The sequence below is a fragment of the Sphingobacteriaceae bacterium genome (assembly GCA_016715905.1).
Lineage (GTDB): Bacteria > Bacteroidota > Bacteroidia > B-17B0 > Aurantibacillaceae > Aurantibacillus.
The window spans coordinates 358,505-375,123 of record JADJXI010000004.1 but is presented as its reverse complement, the minus strand read 5'-3'; the positions used below and the strand labels follow the sequence as shown (position 1 = coordinate 375,123).

Annotated in this window: 16 protein-coding genes; 8 read left to right on the top strand and 8 right to left on the bottom strand. The window is 35.0% G+C overall.

Annotated features, from left to right (window positions below; genetic code table 11):
* Nucleotides 1-45 precede the first annotated feature (45 nt).
* On the top strand, nt 46-534 hold the full coding sequence (locus IPM51_05870; protein ID MBK9283832.1) for a hypothetical protein: 489 nt from the start codon (nt 46-48) through the stop codon (nt 532-534).
* On the opposite strand, the gene IPM51_05865 is transcribed toward IPM51_05870, so the two are convergent.
* Complete coding sequence (locus IPM51_05865; protein MBK9283831.1) at nt 524-1,474, bottom strand: hydroxyacid dehydrogenase; 951 nt, start codon at nt 1,472-1,474, stop codon at nt 524-526. The genes IPM51_05870 and IPM51_05865 overlap by 11 nt on opposite strands.
* Before the next feature lie 326 nt (nt 1,475-1,800).
* On the opposite strand from IPM51_05865, the gene dnaB reads away from it, so the two are divergent.
* Together dnaB and IPM51_05855 are read left to right on the top strand one after the other, a co-directional pair.
* Nucleotides 1,801-3,387 carry a replicative DNA helicase gene (gene dnaB, locus IPM51_05860; protein ID MBK9283830.1) on the top strand — a complete coding sequence of 529 codons (1,587 nt, stop codon included), beginning with the start codon at nt 1,801-1,803 and terminating at the stop codon, nt 3,385-3,387.
* A gap of 286 nt (nt 3,388-3,673) precedes the next feature.
* Nucleotides 3,674-4,852, top strand: coding sequence for a formimidoylglutamase (locus IPM51_05855; GenBank protein ID MBK9283829.1), 1,179 nt, complete (start codon nt 3,674-3,676; stop codon nt 4,850-4,852).
* Between the two features lie 131 nt (nt 4,853-4,983).
* On the opposite strand, the gene IPM51_05850 is transcribed toward IPM51_05855, so the two are convergent.
* The 3 genes from IPM51_05850 to IPM51_05840 are packed head-to-tail and all read right to left on the bottom strand — an operon-like array spanning nt 4,984 to nt 8,163.
* A complete protein-coding gene (locus IPM51_05850) occupies nt 4,984-7,203 on the bottom strand; it encodes a glycosyltransferase family 39 protein (GenBank protein MBK9283828.1) in 2,220 nt (739 codons plus the stop codon).
* Nucleotides 7,204-7,205: 2 nt separating this feature from the next.
* Entirely contained in the window at nt 7,206-7,589 is a 384-nt protein-coding gene (locus tag IPM51_05845) for a hypothetical protein (GenBank protein MBK9283827.1), read from the bottom strand.
* On the bottom strand, nt 7,552-8,163 hold the full coding sequence (locus IPM51_05840) for a sigma-70 family RNA polymerase sigma factor (GenBank protein MBK9283826.1): 612 nt from the start codon (nt 8,161-8,163) through the stop codon (nt 7,552-7,554). The genes IPM51_05845 and IPM51_05840 overlap by 38 nt, the downstream gene beginning before the upstream one ends.
* Nucleotides 8,164-8,427: 264 nt before the next feature.
* On the opposite strand from IPM51_05840, the gene IPM51_05835 reads away from it, so the two are divergent.
* From IPM51_05835 to IPM51_05815, 5 genes are all read left to right on the top strand, one after another.
* A complete protein-coding gene (locus IPM51_05835; protein ID MBK9283825.1) occupies nt 8,428-8,721 on the top strand; it encodes a type II toxin-antitoxin system HigB family toxin in 294 nt (97 codons plus the stop codon).
* A gap of 1 nt (nt 8,722) precedes the next feature.
* Complete coding sequence (locus IPM51_05830) at nt 8,723-9,079, top strand: helix-turn-helix domain-containing protein (GenBank protein ID MBK9283824.1); 357 nt, start codon at nt 8,723-8,725, stop codon at nt 9,077-9,079.
* 252 nt (nt 9,080-9,331) lie between these two features.
* On the top strand, nt 9,332-10,534 hold the full coding sequence (locus IPM51_05825) for a DUF262 domain-containing protein (GenBank protein ID MBK9283823.1): 1,203 nt from the start codon (nt 9,332-9,334) through the stop codon (nt 10,532-10,534).
* A gap of 1 nt (nt 10,535) precedes the next feature.
* The gene (locus tag IPM51_05820) at nt 10,536-11,591 is read left to right on the top strand and encodes a hypothetical protein (GenBank protein MBK9283822.1); all 1,056 of its coding nucleotides are present in this window, start codon (nt 10,536-10,538) and stop codon (nt 11,589-11,591) included.
* Between the two features lie 188 nt (nt 11,592-11,779).
* On the top strand, nt 11,780-12,223 hold the full coding sequence (locus IPM51_05815) for a hypothetical protein (GenBank protein ID MBK9283821.1): 444 nt from the start codon (nt 11,780-11,782) through the stop codon (nt 12,221-12,223).
* 73 nt (nt 12,224-12,296) lie between these two features.
* Here IPM51_05815 and IPM51_05810 read toward each other — a convergent pair whose 3' ends face one another.
* From IPM51_05810 to hisA, 4 genes are all read right to left on the bottom strand, one after another.
* A complete protein-coding gene (locus IPM51_05810) occupies nt 12,297-14,294 on the bottom strand; it encodes a SpoIIE family protein phosphatase (GenBank protein MBK9283820.1) in 1,998 nt (665 codons plus the stop codon).
* Nucleotides 14,295-14,349: 55 nt separating this feature from the next.
* Nucleotides 14,350-14,940 carry a bifunctional phosphoribosyl-AMP cyclohydrolase/phosphoribosyl-ATP diphosphatase HisIE gene (locus tag IPM51_05805; GenBank protein MBK9283819.1) on the bottom strand — a complete coding sequence of 197 codons (591 nt, stop codon included), beginning with the start codon at nt 14,938-14,940 and terminating at the stop codon, nt 14,350-14,352.
* Between the two features lies 1 nt (nt 14,941).
* A complete protein-coding gene (hisF, locus tag IPM51_05800; protein MBK9283818.1) occupies nt 14,942-15,697 on the bottom strand; it encodes an imidazole glycerol phosphate synthase subunit HisF in 756 nt (251 codons plus the stop codon).
* A 205-nt stretch (nt 15,698-15,902) separates the two neighbouring features.
* Nucleotides 15,903-16,619: a 1-(5-phosphoribosyl)-5-[(5-phosphoribosylamino)methylideneamino]imidazole-4-carboxamide isomerase gene (gene hisA, locus IPM51_05795; protein ID MBK9283817.1), complete on the bottom strand. Its 717-nt coding sequence runs from the start codon at nt 16,617-16,619 to the stop codon at nt 15,903-15,905.

Sequence of the window (16,619 nt, the reverse complement as noted above, 5' to 3'; positions counted from 1 at the left end):
CTGGCCTTAAATCATTTTTTTGTAAATTTATGTATTGATTTTAGAATGTTCCGTATTGTTATCATAATATTCTCGGTAATTGTAGTTTTTAGCTCTTGTGTAAAAAAACCAAGTAAAAGTCCCATCCCTACTTTAGAGTTTAACGATTTTCAAGCCTGGAAAGTGAGAACCAATATTGATACGGCCGTTTTGATTTTAAATTACGAGGATGGCGACGGCGATATTTTTTTGGATATCGCTACTCAGGGTCCTAATGTAATCGGCACTTTTTATTACCTCAATTCTGCTACCGGAAAATTTACCGCCATTAAGGATAATATCACCAACGATACCGCACGTATTACGCAAACCATCATTCAACCTAAAGATGCCAGTTATAAAAACAAATCTATACGCGGTGAAATTTACTTACCCATGTCGCCTTTCCGTAGCGGCGATTCGGTTAAAACTTTCAAATACACATTTTTTGTGACCGATGTGGCGGGTAATAAATCCAACACCATTACCACACCCGAATTAAAAGTTACTTTTTAATTTTAGATAAACAAGCAATCATCCTTTCGGCAATTATTTTACTCATCTTGTAATTACTCTCGTGCGTCCATCCGGCAATATGCGGACTCAAAATCACTTTTTCGCTCTGTAAAATGTATTGATGAGCTGAAGAAATTTGTGACGAATCAAAATTTTCAAAGCTGGTTGATTCATATTCCAACACATCCAAACAGGCACCCAAAACTTTTCCCGACTCTAAAGCTTTAACCAAATCTTCGGTTTTTAAACATTTACCACGCGCGGTATTAATTATATAAATGGGTTTTTTAAATTGACTAATAAAATCAGCATTAATCAAATATTTTGTTTCTTCCGTATAAGGCGTATGTAAACTTAGGATATCACATTCCTCAAAAATTTCCTGCATTTCACTCTCACGCACAAATTCATTCCTATAATTTTTTAAATACTTATCGTAAGCTAAAATTTTACAATCAAAACCTTTTAATTTATTAGCAAAACTACTGCCCATGTGTCCGTATCCAATAATACCTACGGTTTTCCCCCCCAATTCATAGCCCCGGTTTTCTGCTCTTATCCAAATATGTTTTCGCACTTCGGCATCTGCCTTTTTTAAATGATTTAAAAGCATCAATAACATACCCAAAGCATGTTCGCCCACAGCATCCCGATTTCCCTCGGGGGCACTTACACAATTAATTCCCAATTTTTTGGCAGCCGCTAAATCAATATTCTCCATACCTGCACCTACTCTACCAATACATTTTAAACGTGGTGCACTTTTCATCAGCTCTTCGGTAATCGGAAATTTACTTCGTAATACCAGGGCATCGTAATCTTGAAGTAATACTTTAAGTTCTTCAACCGACTTATCCCAGTATAAATCACAGGTGTAACCGGCTTGTTGCAATAATTCGTGCAAAATAGGATGATTGGTATCGGCAAACAGAACGCGCATTATTAATGTTGAATAATTGGATTAAACAAAGGTACAAACAGGCACAAAGGTTTAATTAATTGAGAATGAAAGTCATTAAAGAATTAACATTTATTGAACATACATTTTGTTTACAACTGTATTCTTGAATTATGAACAGGCCCAAGGCCGTGGAACTACTGATTTTACTGGTTGTTAGATTGTGAATAAAGCGTTATACACAAGTTATGAAACAACAATTGACTTTCGTAAATTTAAGAAAGACGAATTATTTGCACTTTTACCCCCCGTTCAAATTTAACGGTTAATGCAAATACCAACACCAGAAAGAAAAGAAGAGGACTTTTATGAACCAAGATCAACAAAATAAAACTAAGAAAAAATTATTTACTCCGGTTACTTCCGTAAATGAATTGGGAAAATTACCTCCCCAATCCATAGATTTAGAAGAAGCTGTTTTAGGTGCCATGTTATTGGAGCGCGAAGCCTTAAGTACAGTAATTGACATTTTAAGTCCACAAGCTTTTTATAAAGAGCAAAACGGGCGCGTTTTCAACGCCATGATCACTTTATTCAATCGCTCAGAGCCGGTTGATATTTTAACGGTTACCCAGGAATTAAAAAGATCAGGCGAACTTGAAATTGTTGGCGGTTCGTATTATGTTTCTTCTTTAACCAATCGCATTGCTTCTTCTGCCAATATTGAATTTCATGCGCGTATTGTTGCGCAAAAATATTTACAACGTGAGTTAATCCGCATCAGTACCGAAACGATTAAAACGGCTTATGAAGATGGAACGGATGTGTTTGAATTATTGGATGAAACTACCCGTCATATTTTTGAAATTTTAGATTCTAACGTGCGCAAGCAGCACGATAAAATGAGCACATTAATTTCACGTGCAATTGAAGAAATTGAAGCAGCCGCCAATAAAAAAGACGGATTATTGGGCGTACCCAGCGGATTTTTAGCCTTGGATAGAATTACCGGAGGTTGGCAAAAATCAGATTTATTAATTCTTGCTGCTCGTCCGGGTATGGGTAAAACGGCCTTTGTAGTTTCCATGGCAAAAAATGCAGCAGTAGAATGGAATAAGCCGGTTGCCATTTTCAGTTTAGAAATGTCCTCCATCCAATTAGTAAAACGTTTAATTTCCAGTGAAACGGAATTGGAACAGGATAAAATATTAAAAGGGAATTTAGAAATGCACGAGTTTGAGCAATTAAACGAGCGTATTAAAAAATTAGCGGAAGCTCCCTTGTTTATTGATGATACCCCTGCCCTTTCCATTTTTGAATTAAGAGCCAAGGCACGTCGTTTGAAAGAAAATCAGAAGGTGGAATTAATTATTATTGATTATTTACAGTTGATGAGTGGTGGACCGGATGGTAAAGGAAACAGAGAGCAGGAAATTTCTCACATCTCCAGAGGATTAAAAAGTTTGGCTAAGGAATTGGAAATTCCCATCATTGCCTTATCACAATTAAGTCGACAGGTTGAAAATCGTCCGGGTTCCAGTAAAAGACCTTTATTAAGTGACCTGCGTGAATCGGGTGCTATTGAACAAGATGCCGATATGGTGATGTTTATTTACCGTCCGGAATATTACGGATTGGAAGTAGATGAAGACAATGAACCAACAAGAGGAAAAGCTGAAATAATCATTGCTAAAAACAGACATGGTTCCCTTTCTACCGTAAAACTTCGCTTTGTGGGACAGTACGCCAAATTTGCGGATTTGGATTATACCGAAGGCATGAGTTCATTCAGCAATAACAGTGAAGGAGGATTAGAACAAAACACCGACTTCTTAAACGACAACGGAACAAAAACCGTACAATCCAGAAACTGGGATAAAGCAGATGATAGTGGAGATTCAAAAGATATCATCAAGAAAAATGATATTGAAGATTTTAATGAACCACCGTTTTAAGATTTTAGATTGTTGATTTACGAAGTACGATTTACGAAGTACGAATTTAGAAGTTAAAAGTACGATTTACGAAGTTTGAAGTACGAGGCACTAAGTGCGAAGTACGAATTTAGAAGTTAGAAGAACGATTTGCGAATCCTTAATTCGACATTCTATATTCGTCATTTAACTTCGTCATTCTAAACTCGTCCTTCTAAAATCATCAACATTCCCCTTTTAATTACTCTTTCAATTCAGAGCATTTCCCAAGCTCCAAAGCCCTTACATTCGTGAAAACACAATTCTCATGAGTGACATAATGCATTTTTTATCGCCGTTAAACTTAGAACAAATTTTAAACGGTTCTGAAACCAATGAATCGCAATTCGGGCAGCAATTTCAGATTTATAAAAGCGAAGGTGATTTTCCGGATTTAGAGGAAGTCAACCTGGCCATCATTGGGGTGTGTGAAGATCGCAATGCGGTAAATAATGCGGGTTGCAATAATGGTCCGGATAGTGTGCGCAGTTTTTTATACAAATTATACGGCACGGGTTTTACAACCAAGGTGGCCGATTTAGGAAATATTATGCCCGGCCACAGTACAGACGATACCTATTTTGCCGTTCGCTCTTGTGTTGATCATTTAATTCGTAAAAATATTATTCCCATTATTTTAGGTGGCTCGCAAGATTTAACTTATGCCCAGTTTTTAGGATATAAGGATTTAGAACAAACTATTAATCTGGTTTCGGTGGATAGTGTTTTTGATTTAGGAAATCCGGATGAAAATATTACCAATCACTCATACCTCGGAAAAATAATTTTACATCAGCCCAATTATTTATTCAATTACAGTAATGTAGGTTATCAATCTTATTTAGTCGATCAAAACAGTTTGGGAATGATGACTAAATTGTATTTTGATTTTTATCGTTTAGGACAAATACGAGATAAAATTGAAGAAGCAGAACCCATCATTCGCCAAGCCGACATGCTGAGTTTTGATATCACCAGCATTAAACATGCCGATGCGCCGGCCAATCCCAATGCTTCTCCCAATGGATTTTATGCCGAAGAAGCCTGTCAGATTTTAAGATACGCAGGTATGAATGATAGACTTTCATCCATTGGCATTTACGAAATCAATCCGGAATTTGATATCAGCGGAAAAACCGCGCATTTAGCCGCGCAAATGATTTGGTGTTTTATGGATGGTTATTACCACCGTAAAAATGATTTTCCCGGACGAACCAATCCCGATTACATGCGCTTTCATGTGGTAATGGAAAATGAAAAACACGAAATTAATTTTTACAAAAGTAAAAAGAGCGATAGATGGTGGATGGAAATTCCTTACCCGCCCATTAAAGGCTCAAAATTTGAGAGGCATACTTTAATTCCCTGCAATTACAAAGATTACGAACTGGCCGTAAGCGGAGAGATTCCAGACCGTTGGTGGCAGACTTATCAGAAGCTTTCTTAAAGAATAAGTTTCACATGTAAATTTCGGACTGACAGCGTTCAATACATTACGTATGGAGCATCAAACTGAAGTTTTTGTTTAACCGCTATAAAAGCATCGCTAAATTGCCTTAAGAATAAACCCCTTCATTGTCAACATTCATTTTCCTTGTTGGCTTTTTGTTTTACTTTGGGAGCATTCGCTTCAATCTCACTTGCTCTATCTCTGGCATTTGCTTCAGCTCTTTTTAAATTCATTCTCTTGTAAGTCTCTTCCAATCCGCGCCAAGCACCGGCATTGTTCGCATCGATCGTCTTGCAATACAAATACAATTTTTCCGCTTCACTATAATCACCTTGTTCTAAATTTTCTTTAGCCTTCTGCATAAAAATATTATTCACAACGGTGTAATAATTCATCAGATAAGGATTGTTTGGATACAAGTATTCCGCATGTTTCCAATAAAAAAGTGATCGATCATGCTTATCCAACTTAAATTCAGCTAAACCTAAATTCAAAAATCCATTTACATATCTCGGATGCAATTCTACAGCGCGTTCTAAATAGCCAATTCCCTTTCTCAAGGCATATTCTCTCTTGGATGCGGCGCCACTCTCTTTCAATTCTTCATCCGAAATCATGAGAACACCATTGTAGTCATTGTAAACATTTGGATCTTGACCCGGAATGGCAACACCGGTAATCTCCTTGGTATCCGCAAGATCTATCCAGCGAGCACCGGCATTTCCTAAAATCAAAACAGAATTCGGTGAATTCTTCACATCTTTCATAAACAAGGTAATATCATTCTTCCAGTCCCAATTGCGTTCCCAAGTTTTTATCAAAGTTAGAATGATCAACACGATCGCCAATGTGTTAACTAAATTCCTTTTTTTCGAAAAGGACCATTTCTCCAATTTGTCGAGTCCGGCAATTAGCAGCCATGCCAAAGCCAAACTAAATCCAAAGGAAGCATGAAATAGATTAGACTCCAATAATCGAATTCCAGTATTGAAAAACAAATTAGAAACCGGAAGAAGGAATAAGAAGTACAAAAGAATGCCGTAACTTAAGGCGTGCCTTTGCTTACTTTTTCTAATTCCATAAATCAGTAAACCTCCATTCAAACAGAATGCCAGCCAAAATTTCCAGCTTGAAAAATCATTGTAGGGCAAGGCTTCATAAGAATAATCGCATACCAATGGATGTGGCAAGAACATTATACGCAAATAAAGAAGAAGATCATAAACCTGCGAGGCAAATGCCTGCTGACCGTTAGCAAGAAGAAATGAATTGTTGAGTAATTCTGTATCCCCAACGCCTGGCGAAAAGGTAACAAAACTAGCACGCATAATTAAATAGATCAAAAAAGGCGTAAAAAGGAATGTACCAACTAAAAGTCTGTTTCTCTTATCCATGTCTGAATTCCTGAAAAAATAAATTGTGAGCGGTACCATAAAAAGCATCAGCAAGGCATACTCTTTGGAGAGCAAGGCCAGGAACAAGAAAAAAGAAGCCAATAAACCGGAACCAATCTTCTTTTCATTGACAAAAATAACAAAGTATAATAATGATAAAAGTATGAATAGTAAGGAAAGGATATCCTCTCTGCCCTTAACGTTTGCAACTACTTCTGTATGCACCGGATGTATAAGGAAAAGTAGAGCTCCTAAAAAAGCCATATCGCTGTTAGAAGTAAACACAACTTTTTTCAAGAATATGTACACGACCAGACAAAGCAGTAGATAGAGAAGCATATTATTCAAATGTCTTAATGAAGCACCATAAACCTGGCAATCAATCTCATTATATACGCCGTCCTGATTTCTGTCTTCCTCATAATCATTCTTGCCATTTTCGTTTCTGTCCCAGCACCATTTACACTCGGTGCTTTGAGTAATACCGTCATGATTCGAATCAATACTTTCATTGTATTCATAGCCATGAACTGCCTGATTATCCTTATTCCAATAATTCACCGGTTCTTTATCCAGCAAACCATTCTTATTTAAATCTTCACAAAATAAATAACGACCTGTCCTGTATTTCCCAATGAATTCTTGTTCAAGTGCAAAACTCATGGTAGGCAATGGTCTATATCTTCCACCCATCAACTGATCCTTAGCGTTCATGCGCTCGTAAAAACTGTGATACTGATCATTCATTAATATATCCGGAATACCATTCGCACCCTTCAACACATAATCGTTTTGATGAATCACTATACCATCATCCAGCGCATATTCATTGTTCAAGGTGGTGACATAGAATATTAACGCTAGCAAAGTCAAAATGAAATAGGGCTGCTTCGATTTGAAAAAAGGAAAGTACCTGAACGAACCCGCATTTGTTTGTTGAATCAATTCTTCCATAATTAGTTTTTATTATTTAGTTTATCGGATGCGATACAAGCCATCAGTGTAAAACTCACAGCAGGAGGATTAGTGATTGCTGCCATAGGCTGTTTTCCGACTTCTGTTTTACTTTCATTTTTGTATTGAAACAAAATAACGGCTATTCCAATCAATATTAAAACGGCAGCTACTTGATACAATTTAAAATTGCGGTTTAAAAAATAGGCGATCCTCCAGTATAGGTCTGTAGCCTCAGGAACCATGATCTTTGCATTTTTCGCTACAGCCTGTCTTGCCAACTCTAAATCTTTTAGCTGAGGCATAACAAGATCCTCACAGCCTTCCATCAGAGCTTCATGTAAAAGCTCATCCAATTGTTTTGTATTTTTCATTGGAATTTTCATTTTTAAATTTATTTAATTTTTCCTGTAGTATTTTGACTGCATGATGAAGCCTTGATTTTACCGTTCCCTCTGAACATTTTTGGATCTCCGCAATTTCAGCAATACTGCGCTCTTCCTGGTATTTTAATATAATCACTTCTCGTTTTTCGATCGGAAGTTCCAAAAGCACTTCATCCAACATCCTTAACAAATATCTCCTGTCTATACTTTGTATTACATCGGCGATCTCAGTGGATATACTTCCCTTATCATGCATATAAAACTCTACATAAGTTTGTTCAACTTTTTTATGGCGGTAAAAATTTTTACAGTAATTAGAGGCTATAGAGAACATCCAGGTCTTGAATGGTTTTGATCTATTAAAAATTCCGGGGGATTCAGCAATTTTAAGGAAAAGATCCTGCACAGCATCCAGGGCAAGTTCCTTATCATTATTCAGCATTCGAAAAAAATACCTGGTTAACGTTGCTGCATGCCTTTTGTACAATTCATCAAAAGCCTCTGTTCTTCCTTCTGAAATGAAGTTCATTAATTGCTCACAAGCTATATTGGCTAAGGAATTTGATTGCGACATGTAAGCTCAGTACACTCAAGCTAGCAATAAGTTCAATAGAAATGAAGAAAAAGTTCCTATTTGACTATTTTTAACAAGTAAAGAATTGATCGAGTTACGCTTTACTTCCCTTTAATCGAAGAGCCTGCCTGTTAGATCAAGTTGTTTGCGCGACAATATAGAAATACCATGCTCACCGACTGTTGGTGGCAAACCTTTTAAAAATAGTCTTAAAATAATTCCCATTTCGGGAACTTTTTGTATATTTGCTAAGTATTAATCAAGTTGAGAGTAATTGCCAAAAAAATACTTCGTGAATTTTGGAACAGGCATACTGATTGTGAATCGCAGTTAAAATCCTGGTATTATGAAGCATTGAAGGCAAAATGGAAAAGTCCGAGTGACATCAAAAAAGAATTTCCATCTGCCAGTATTATTCAAAACAACCGGGTGGTATTTAATATAAAAGGAAATAAATACAGATTAATAGTTAAAATTAATTATGACTATAGCATTTTATGGATTCGTTTTATAGGAACGCATCCACAATACGATAAAATAGACGCAAAAACAATTTGATATGGAATACAAAGTAATTAAGAACGAAAAAGAATATCAGAAAGCCTTAGGCCGCTTGGAAAAAATTTTTGATGCAAAAAAAGGAACAAAAGAAGGAGATGAATTAGAATTGCTGGCTTTGCTCATTGAAAAATATGAACAAGATAAATACCCTATTGATTTGCCCGACCCTATTGAGGCCATCAAATTCAGAATGGAACAATTAGGCTATAAACAAAAAGACTTAGCCTTAGCCATTGGATTAAAAAGCCGTGTGAGTGAAATATTAAACAGAAAAAGAAAACTTACGCTGGATATGATACGCAAGTTGAGTGAAGTATTAAGCATACCCACGGATATTTTAGTAAAAGAGTATTAACTAACCCCAATATAAAGATAATCCGACCAATAACAGCTATGAACCGGATTAAGCTATCAAAATTGTCTAAAAACCATTATTAGCTAAGCCCAAACATTTTTCAATAATTAATATTTTACTTATATTTTAAAGTAAATTGTTTTAACTTTAATTTAAATTAAGCTAAGGGCCTTTAAGTACTTGTAAGCAATTGTAAGTATTTATTTATGCGGGTAGCGGGAAGTTATATGCCATTATTATAAACAAAAAGATATGAAATTAATAGCAGGAGAAGAAATCGTTTTTAAACATTTAGAACCTTCAGTAGACTTAAAAATGTCAGACGAAGAAATAAATCAGAAGTATGTTAAAGGTGAAGTCCGAATTATTACAGAGCAAGCTAGGTATCCTTTGCCTTCAATTGTAGTTATGCTTTCTGGCACTGACTATAAACTAAATCCTGAGTTTCAAAGACGCCATAGATGGAATATCACTCAGAAATCAAAACTAATTGAGTCATTTATTATGAATGTACCTATACCGCCAATTTTTTTGTATGAAGACAGTTATTCTCATTACGAAGTGATGGATGGATTGCAAAGGCTTACTGCAATAAAGGAGTTTTACAAGGATGAATTCGTTTTGGATGGCTTAGAGGAATGGCCAGAATTAAATGGGAAAAAGTATTCATCATTACCAATACAGATTAAAAAGGGTATCGATAGAAGATATTTATCTTCTATAATATTATTGCAAGAAACAGCTAAAAATGAGTTGGATGCAATGCAATTGAAACAACTAGTATTTGAAAGGATAAACAGTGGTGGCGTCAAATTAGAGCCACAAGAATCTAGAAATGCTGTTTTTAATGGCCCATTAAATGAACTGTGTATTAAACTTGCGAGAAATAAATTCCTTTGTAAAACTTGGCAGATACCAGAACAAACAGAAGATGAAATTAGTAATAATAACCCCAGCGATGAATTGATACAAAATGACCTATTCAGGGACATGGGTGATGTTGAACTTGTATTAAGATTTTTCGCGAATAGACAACGAGAAGGATTGATTAAATACACTCGAAGTCTGAAAGACTATTTGAATAACTATTTAAAATACGGCAATTCATTACCATCAGAAACATTGATTGAAATGGGTAAGCTGTTTAATGAAACTATAGAATTTTTGTATGAATTATTAGGCGAACAAGCATTTTGTTTATACAGAAACAGAAACGGAAAGTGGAATTGGTATTCCAGACCGACAACTGCCGTATACGATCCACTGACTGTTATTGCATCTGAGTTCTTAGGCGCTAAAGGCAAAATTTTAGAAAAAAAGAATGGAATTGTCACTTTGCTTGAAAGTTTTTATTCCAAATATTATGATGATTTCGAAGGCAGAAATACTAATCAAGGAATAATTAGCAAAAGAGAAGAACGGATAAGAGAATTATTTCAAGAACTTTCGAAGTAATATGGATGTAATTCGGATTAAATTTCATCAAGAAATTTTGGATTTAAGAAACTTGATTTTGTTTTATGAAGCAGAATTTAAGCTTCACGATACATTCATGGATACACCAACTACGAAGGAGGAACTATTAATTCTAGAACTTTCAGAAACGTTAAAAAAGTTCAAACTTTCAAAGCTCCAGTATAATTATAATTCCATAATAATTTCACTTTATGGTTCTTTTGAAAGATTTATTGAAAATTGTCTTATTACATATGTTGACAATTTGAACAACTTAGTCAATTCATATAAAAATCTTCCAGAGTCAATATTAAAAAATCACTTTACGCTTTCACTTTCACTACTTAATAAAATTGAACAACCCAAATACGGAGGACCATTAACAAAAGAAGATGTAATTAAAAATTTGCACACTTGTATAAATATTAATGAAGGATATCAATTGAATAAAGATGCGTTCGCACAGCATACTGCAAATTTCAGATTGCAAGTTGTGGAAGAATCTTTTTCACATATCGGTATTAATCAAATAAGTCAAAAGGTATTAAAAGTAGAATCCTTCATAAACTACTCAAACACAAAATTAGGTTTGAGTGAGAGTAGCGAATTAATTCCTAATGAATCATTTCAGATTTTAAATGATTTAGCCGAGTATAGAAATTATGTAGCGCATGGCATAACTAGTGAGATTATTAAAAATGATATTTTAATAGATTATCTAGATTTTTTTGAAGCATATTCCTCTGCATTAATAGAGGTATTGCGAAAGGACCTTTTATATAGAGAACTTGAAGCAACTGGAATAGAGTTAGGTGAAATTACTGACGTTTTTAAAGATGGGAAGGTTGTCTGCTTTAAAACGAATAATCAAATCATTAACAAGGGTGATGTATTAATTGGAAAAAATAAAGAAAGAATCAGCAAAGCAACAATTACGAAAATTAAATTAAATGACAAAGAATTTGACTCAATAGACGACAAAGACAATTATGAAATAGGCGCGGAAATCAACGACTCATTTAAGAAAAACTATAAAATATATTTACTAAAAAAATAACGGCATATAACAGCACCTACCCAAAAGGCGGGGATTCGTGTTCCAAAGACAGTTTTGTGGTTAATCAAACATTAGTTTTTCAAATCATCCCGATAGCTATCGGGAGTGGTAAAAGTCCCGCCCTTCGGGTAGCTGCAAAACGTTAGTGGGCATTTGACATAAATACCATGAAAAATCAAATATACCTATTGACAACTTTTCTTTCTCTATTAATTAACTTCGGTTGCGACGAAAGCAACAATAAGTACAACACGGACGAGCGTCAAAGACCTATTGGAACTGTTCCAAGTCTTCAGGACTATGTAAACGGCGGACTCCCTCCTGAAAAACTCGAAGAGTTTAAAATTCCAGACTCCATTAATACTTCCTTAATAATTTGCGCTTTCGACGAGCACGTTCCTTTAAATGGTCGCACATTTATTGTTTATGACGATACGACACGGATTTCCGCGACTAAAATTTCTTACCTCATAGACTCCACCATTAAAACTGAAGCTTTGATTAAAATTCGGGACGATGAGTTTAAATCAAAGTTCACCGCAGAAAATTATCGTATTGCTTCAAATAAAGTTTATTGGGGATATATTAATGGTTCACTTAGCACCTCTTACGAGTACCTTCGACTGTATTAAATATTACAAATGAATCTGACAAAAATATTTCTGTTCTACCGGGGTAAATACAAGTAACATTAGTCAGCATAAATTAGATTATTATTCCGGCCACCAGAATATCATCAATTTGCTCTATTTTACCTTTCCATTGTTCAATAAAGTTTAATAAATATGCAAATTGTTCATCTGCAGATTTAGAGTGAACGGAAATCAATAATTCTTTAAATCGTTTGGAAGTTAATTTCTTGTCGTTCGCCCCGCCAAACGTATCGGAGTATCCATCGGTTGATAAATAAATTACGTCCTTACTTTGCACCATAGTTTCCGCTTTGGAAAATTCCTGTTCATTCGCTGTAAATCCGCCTATGGCCGATTTAGTGGGTTTAAATTCTTCAATACTTTGTGTTTGATGTCGCACAATCCATAAAGGTCTGTTTGCTCCTGAAAAACAAACTTTGTTGTTTTTTTTATCAATTCTGCAAATAATAATATCCATTCCATCGCGTGAAGTAGAATCGCTATCATCTTGTTTTAAAGAAGCCTTTACCCCTTGATTTAAAATTTTAAGAATTTCGGATGTATCATTGGTTTGATTTAAGGCATCATCTAATCTTTCACTACCTAACATTGCCATAATTGCTCCGGGAACTCCGTGTCCGGTACAATCAGCTACAGCCAAAAACTGAAAGCCATCTTTTTCACGGAAATAATAAAAATCGCCACTCACAATATCTTTAGGCTTAAACAAAACAAAGGAATTGGGCAAAGAGGCTTTAATGGTTTCTATGGCGGGTAACTTGGCCTGTTGAATGCGTTTAGCATAAGTAATACTTTCCGTAATCTCTGTATTTTTTTGATCCACTATAAATTTTTGTTGTTCAATTATTTTGTTTTGCGCGATAGATTTTCGCCAGCGCAAGGCTATTAAAACAGAAAAAATTAAAACCAAAAAAAGTACGGCGATTGTGAGCGTAGTTACCGTTTTTTGCATTTTAGCATTTTCTTCCTGACGAAGCGCCTCTTGTTGTAATTTTTCAGACTTCATCTGACTTTGAAAAACTTCTTCGGCATTGAGTGCGGCTTTAGAATTAACAGAGTCGTTAAACGCAGTAATTCGCACCAGTATATCATGTGCGTTTTTATAATCACCTTGTAAATAATATAAGTTTCTTAAAATTGAATAATTATCAATTAACTCTTTTACCAAATTATGTTCATTAGCAACTCGAATACCGGTTAATGTAGCTTCTTCTGCCTTTTTATATTCTTTACGCGATTGATAGATTTGCGAAAGGCGGGCATAAGAATAAGACATTCTAGCCGGATCAATATTTAATCTATTATTTATCTCTACAGACCTTAAAGCATAGTACAAGCTAGAATCTTTATTACCCGTTAACAAATAATAATTCATCCAGCCATCCGGTATTGCCGTATCCGTTTCACTAATCAACTCTCCATTCTCCTTTTTTAATACTTGTGCTTTGCCTAATAATTTCCTGATTTCAATTAATTCCTTTTCATATTTAACTACATCTACTTCATGATCTCCTAAGGCATTCATTAAAGCTTCGGTTTTACGCCATAAAGCTTCAGCGTATAGAGTCGAATTTTTATTGTGATTTAAATACAAATCTTCATAAATCGTGATGGCTGAATCCAAATAAACCAGTTGGTTTTCATTATTTTTAAAATAAACACTTTTAATATAGGCTATTTGAATATAGAAATACGCCAACAAACTTTTTTCATTAGCCAATTGGGCATAATGACGCATACTGTTTAAATAATATAAACAGCTATCGCGATTACCTGACATTTCATGAATTCTAGACAAGTAATAACTTAAGCCGGAAATCCTTTTGTTGTGCTTGTTTTTTTTGGCTAAACCAATGGCTTCATGTAAGTAAGTTAATTTTTCGGCATTACCATTAGAAAGACCTACTAAAGCGATGTAAGCATTTATTTTAATTGAATCATTTTTTTCTGTTTTTAAAGCGAGAATTAAAGAGTCAATTTTACCTTCTTGAGCTTTGAAATCGCATGCTAAAAACAAGAACAGAGCAGATAGGACTAAAGTTAATCGCATGTTGTATAAAATATCGTACCAAAATAACCATTTTAATACAAATCAAAAATTAAATTTACTTATTCCTATTATTTAGTACGGTTGTTACATCATTTAATGAATAACCCTTAGCCGCCAATAAGACCAAATAGTGATACATTAAATCAGCAGCTTCGCCTAAAAACAAATCTTTATTATCATCCTTTGCTTCAATTACCAATTCAACAGCCTCCTCCCCTACTTTTTGAGCAATTTTATTGATTCCTTTATTAAAAAGTTGATTGGTATAAGATTCCTTTTGCGGATTCTTCTTTCTGTTTTGAATCGTAGCTTCCAGCTCAAACAAAAAATTACCCCTGTTCTCTTCATTGAAACACGTGTCCGAACCGGTATGACAAACCGGACCTTCAGGCGCAACTTTTATTAGAATTGTATCATCATCACAATCCTGATTAATACTTACCACATTTAAAAAATTACCGGAAGTTTCACCTTTAACCCATAAACGTTTTTTACTTCTGCTGTAAAAAGTAACTTTTTTGGTGGAAATGGTTTGTGTTAAAGCTTCGGGATTCATGTACCCCAACATTAATACTTTTAAAGTTTGATTGTCTTGTACAATTACCGGTACCAGTCCGTCTGATGCTTTTGAAAAATCTATATTCATATTATAATCTTATTTCAATTTGTTTAGTTATTAAATACTCTTTTAGTGCTTTTATTTCAATTTCTTTAAAATGAAAAACGCTGGCCGCCAATGCCGCATCAGCTTTACCAATGAGGAAGGCATCCGCGAAATGTTGCATAGAACCTGCTCCACCACTCGCAATTACCGGTATAGAAACATTTTCAGAAATTAATTGAGTAATATCGTTTGCGAATCCGTTTTTTGTACCATCGTTATTCATAGAGGTGAGTAAAATTTCTCCCGCACCTCTTTTAGCTCCTTCCTTGGCCCAATCAATAGCTTTTACTTCGGTTTTTAATTTCCCGCCGTTTAAATACACGAACCAATCTTCGTTTTCAAATTTCGTATCTATTGCCAAAACCACACACTGAGAGCCAAATCGAGAGGCAAGTTCATTGATGAGTTCAGGTCGTTTGAATGCACTGGTATTGACGGATACTTTATCAGCACCGGAATTCAAAAGAACTTCAACATCTTCAACTGAAGAAATTCCACCGCCCACGGTGAACGGAATGTTAATTGCTGCCGCTACTTTAGTTACCAATTCAGAAAGTGTTTTTCTCTTTTCGTTGGTCGCCGTGATATCCAGAAACACCAGTTCATCAGCCCCCAGTTCAGAGTAACACTTGGCCAGTTCAACCGGATCACCGGCATCTCGAATATTTACGAAATTGATGCCTTTCACAGTACGACCGTCTTTAATATCCAGACAAGGAATTATGCGTTTGGTTAACATGGTTTCTATTTACTATCTAAGAATGAAGATTTAAGAATGAAGATTGACGAATTATAATTAACGATGGCATACCTTTTTGTTCTATCCTTTAAATCATTTTGTTTCATATCTAAAAATTAATTCTATTCATACTTATAATTCGTACTTCTACATTCACACTTCCACATTCGTCATTCTATATTCGTACTTCTACATTCGTACTTCGTCATTTAAAACCATTGATCTCTTCTAAACTAATCTTTCCTTCATAAATAGCTTTTCCAACAATCACTCCTTTACATCCAATCTCTTTTAAATCTACTAGATCCTGATAACATGAAACGCCACCACTTGCTATAAAATTTAAATCTGGATACTTATTAATAATTTTTTTATATAATTCAATACTTGGCCCCTCTAACATACCATCTTTACTCACGTCGGTACAAAAAAATTGTTTCAATCCAAATTCTTTATTCGATTGTATAAAATCAAATATATTTAATTCCGTTTTTTCAAGCCACCCTGAAATTGCAATTGATTCATCACGAACATCAGCTCCCAACATGATCTTGTCCGAACCAAACTCTTTGATCCATTTTTGAAATTGAAATGGATTTTTAACTGCTAAACTTCCAATAGTTGCCATCTGAGCACCTGAATTGAAAACGTTTTCAATATCCCTTTGCGTTTTTATACCCCCACCAAAATCGATCACCAACGATGTTTTAGAAGCAATAGATTCCAGCACCTTGCTATTCACAACCTCACCTTTTTTTGCCCCATCTAAATCCACTAAATGTAAACGAGATAAGCCAATATCCTCAAACCGTTTTGCAACTTCCAAAGGATTTTCATTGTAAATAATTTTTTGATTGTAATCACCTTGCGTTAAGCGAACACATTTACCTTCTATAATATCTATTGCCGGAATAATCTGCAT

What these genes read in the sequence shown, in the direction of transcription:
- IPM51_05870 (MBK9283832.1), top strand. Translation starts at nt 46, where the DNA reads ATGTTCCGTATTGTTATCATAATATTCTCGGTAATTGTAGTTTTTAGC.
- IPM51_05865 (MBK9283831.1), bottom strand. Translation starts at nt 1,474, where the DNA reads ATGCGCGTTCTGTTTGCCGATACCAATCATCCTATTTTGCACGAATTA.
- dnaB (MBK9283830.1), top strand. Translation starts at nt 1,801, where the DNA reads ATGAACCAAGATCAACAAAATAAAACTAAGAAAAAATTATTTACTCCG.
- IPM51_05855 (MBK9283829.1), top strand. Translation starts at nt 3,674, where the DNA reads ATGAGTGACATAATGCATTTTTTATCGCCGTTAAACTTAGAACAAATT.
- IPM51_05850 (MBK9283828.1), bottom strand. Translation starts at nt 7,203, where the DNA reads ATGGAAGAATTGATTCAACAAACAAATGCGGGTTCGTTCAGGTACTTT.
- IPM51_05845 (MBK9283827.1), bottom strand. Translation starts at nt 7,589, where the DNA reads ATGAAAATTCCAATGAAAAATACAAAACAATTGGATGAGCTTTTACAT.
- IPM51_05840 (MBK9283826.1), bottom strand. Translation starts at nt 8,163, where the DNA reads ATGTCGCAATCAAATTCCTTAGCCAATATAGCTTGTGAGCAATTAATG.
- IPM51_05830 (MBK9283824.1), top strand. Translation starts at nt 8,723, where the DNA reads ATGGAATACAAAGTAATTAAGAACGAAAAAGAATATCAGAAAGCCTTA.
- IPM51_05825 (MBK9283823.1), top strand. Translation starts at nt 9,332, where the DNA reads ATGAAATTAATAGCAGGAGAAGAAATCGTTTTTAAACATTTAGAACCT.
- IPM51_05820 (MBK9283822.1), top strand. Translation starts at nt 10,536, where the DNA reads ATGGATGTAATTCGGATTAAATTTCATCAAGAAATTTTGGATTTAAGA.
- IPM51_05810 (MBK9283820.1), bottom strand. Translation starts at nt 14,294, where the DNA reads ATGCGATTAACTTTAGTCCTATCTGCTCTGTTCTTGTTTTTAGCATGC.
- IPM51_05805 (MBK9283819.1), bottom strand. Translation starts at nt 14,940, where the DNA reads ATGAATATAGATTTTTCAAAAGCATCAGACGGACTGGTACCGGTAATT.
- hisF (MBK9283818.1), bottom strand. Translation starts at nt 15,697, where the DNA reads ATGTTAACCAAACGCATAATTCCTTGTCTGGATATTAAAGACGGTCGT.
- hisA (MBK9283817.1), bottom strand. Translation starts at nt 16,619, where the DNA reads ATGCAGATTATTCCGGCAATAGATATTATAGAAGGTAAATGTGTTCGC.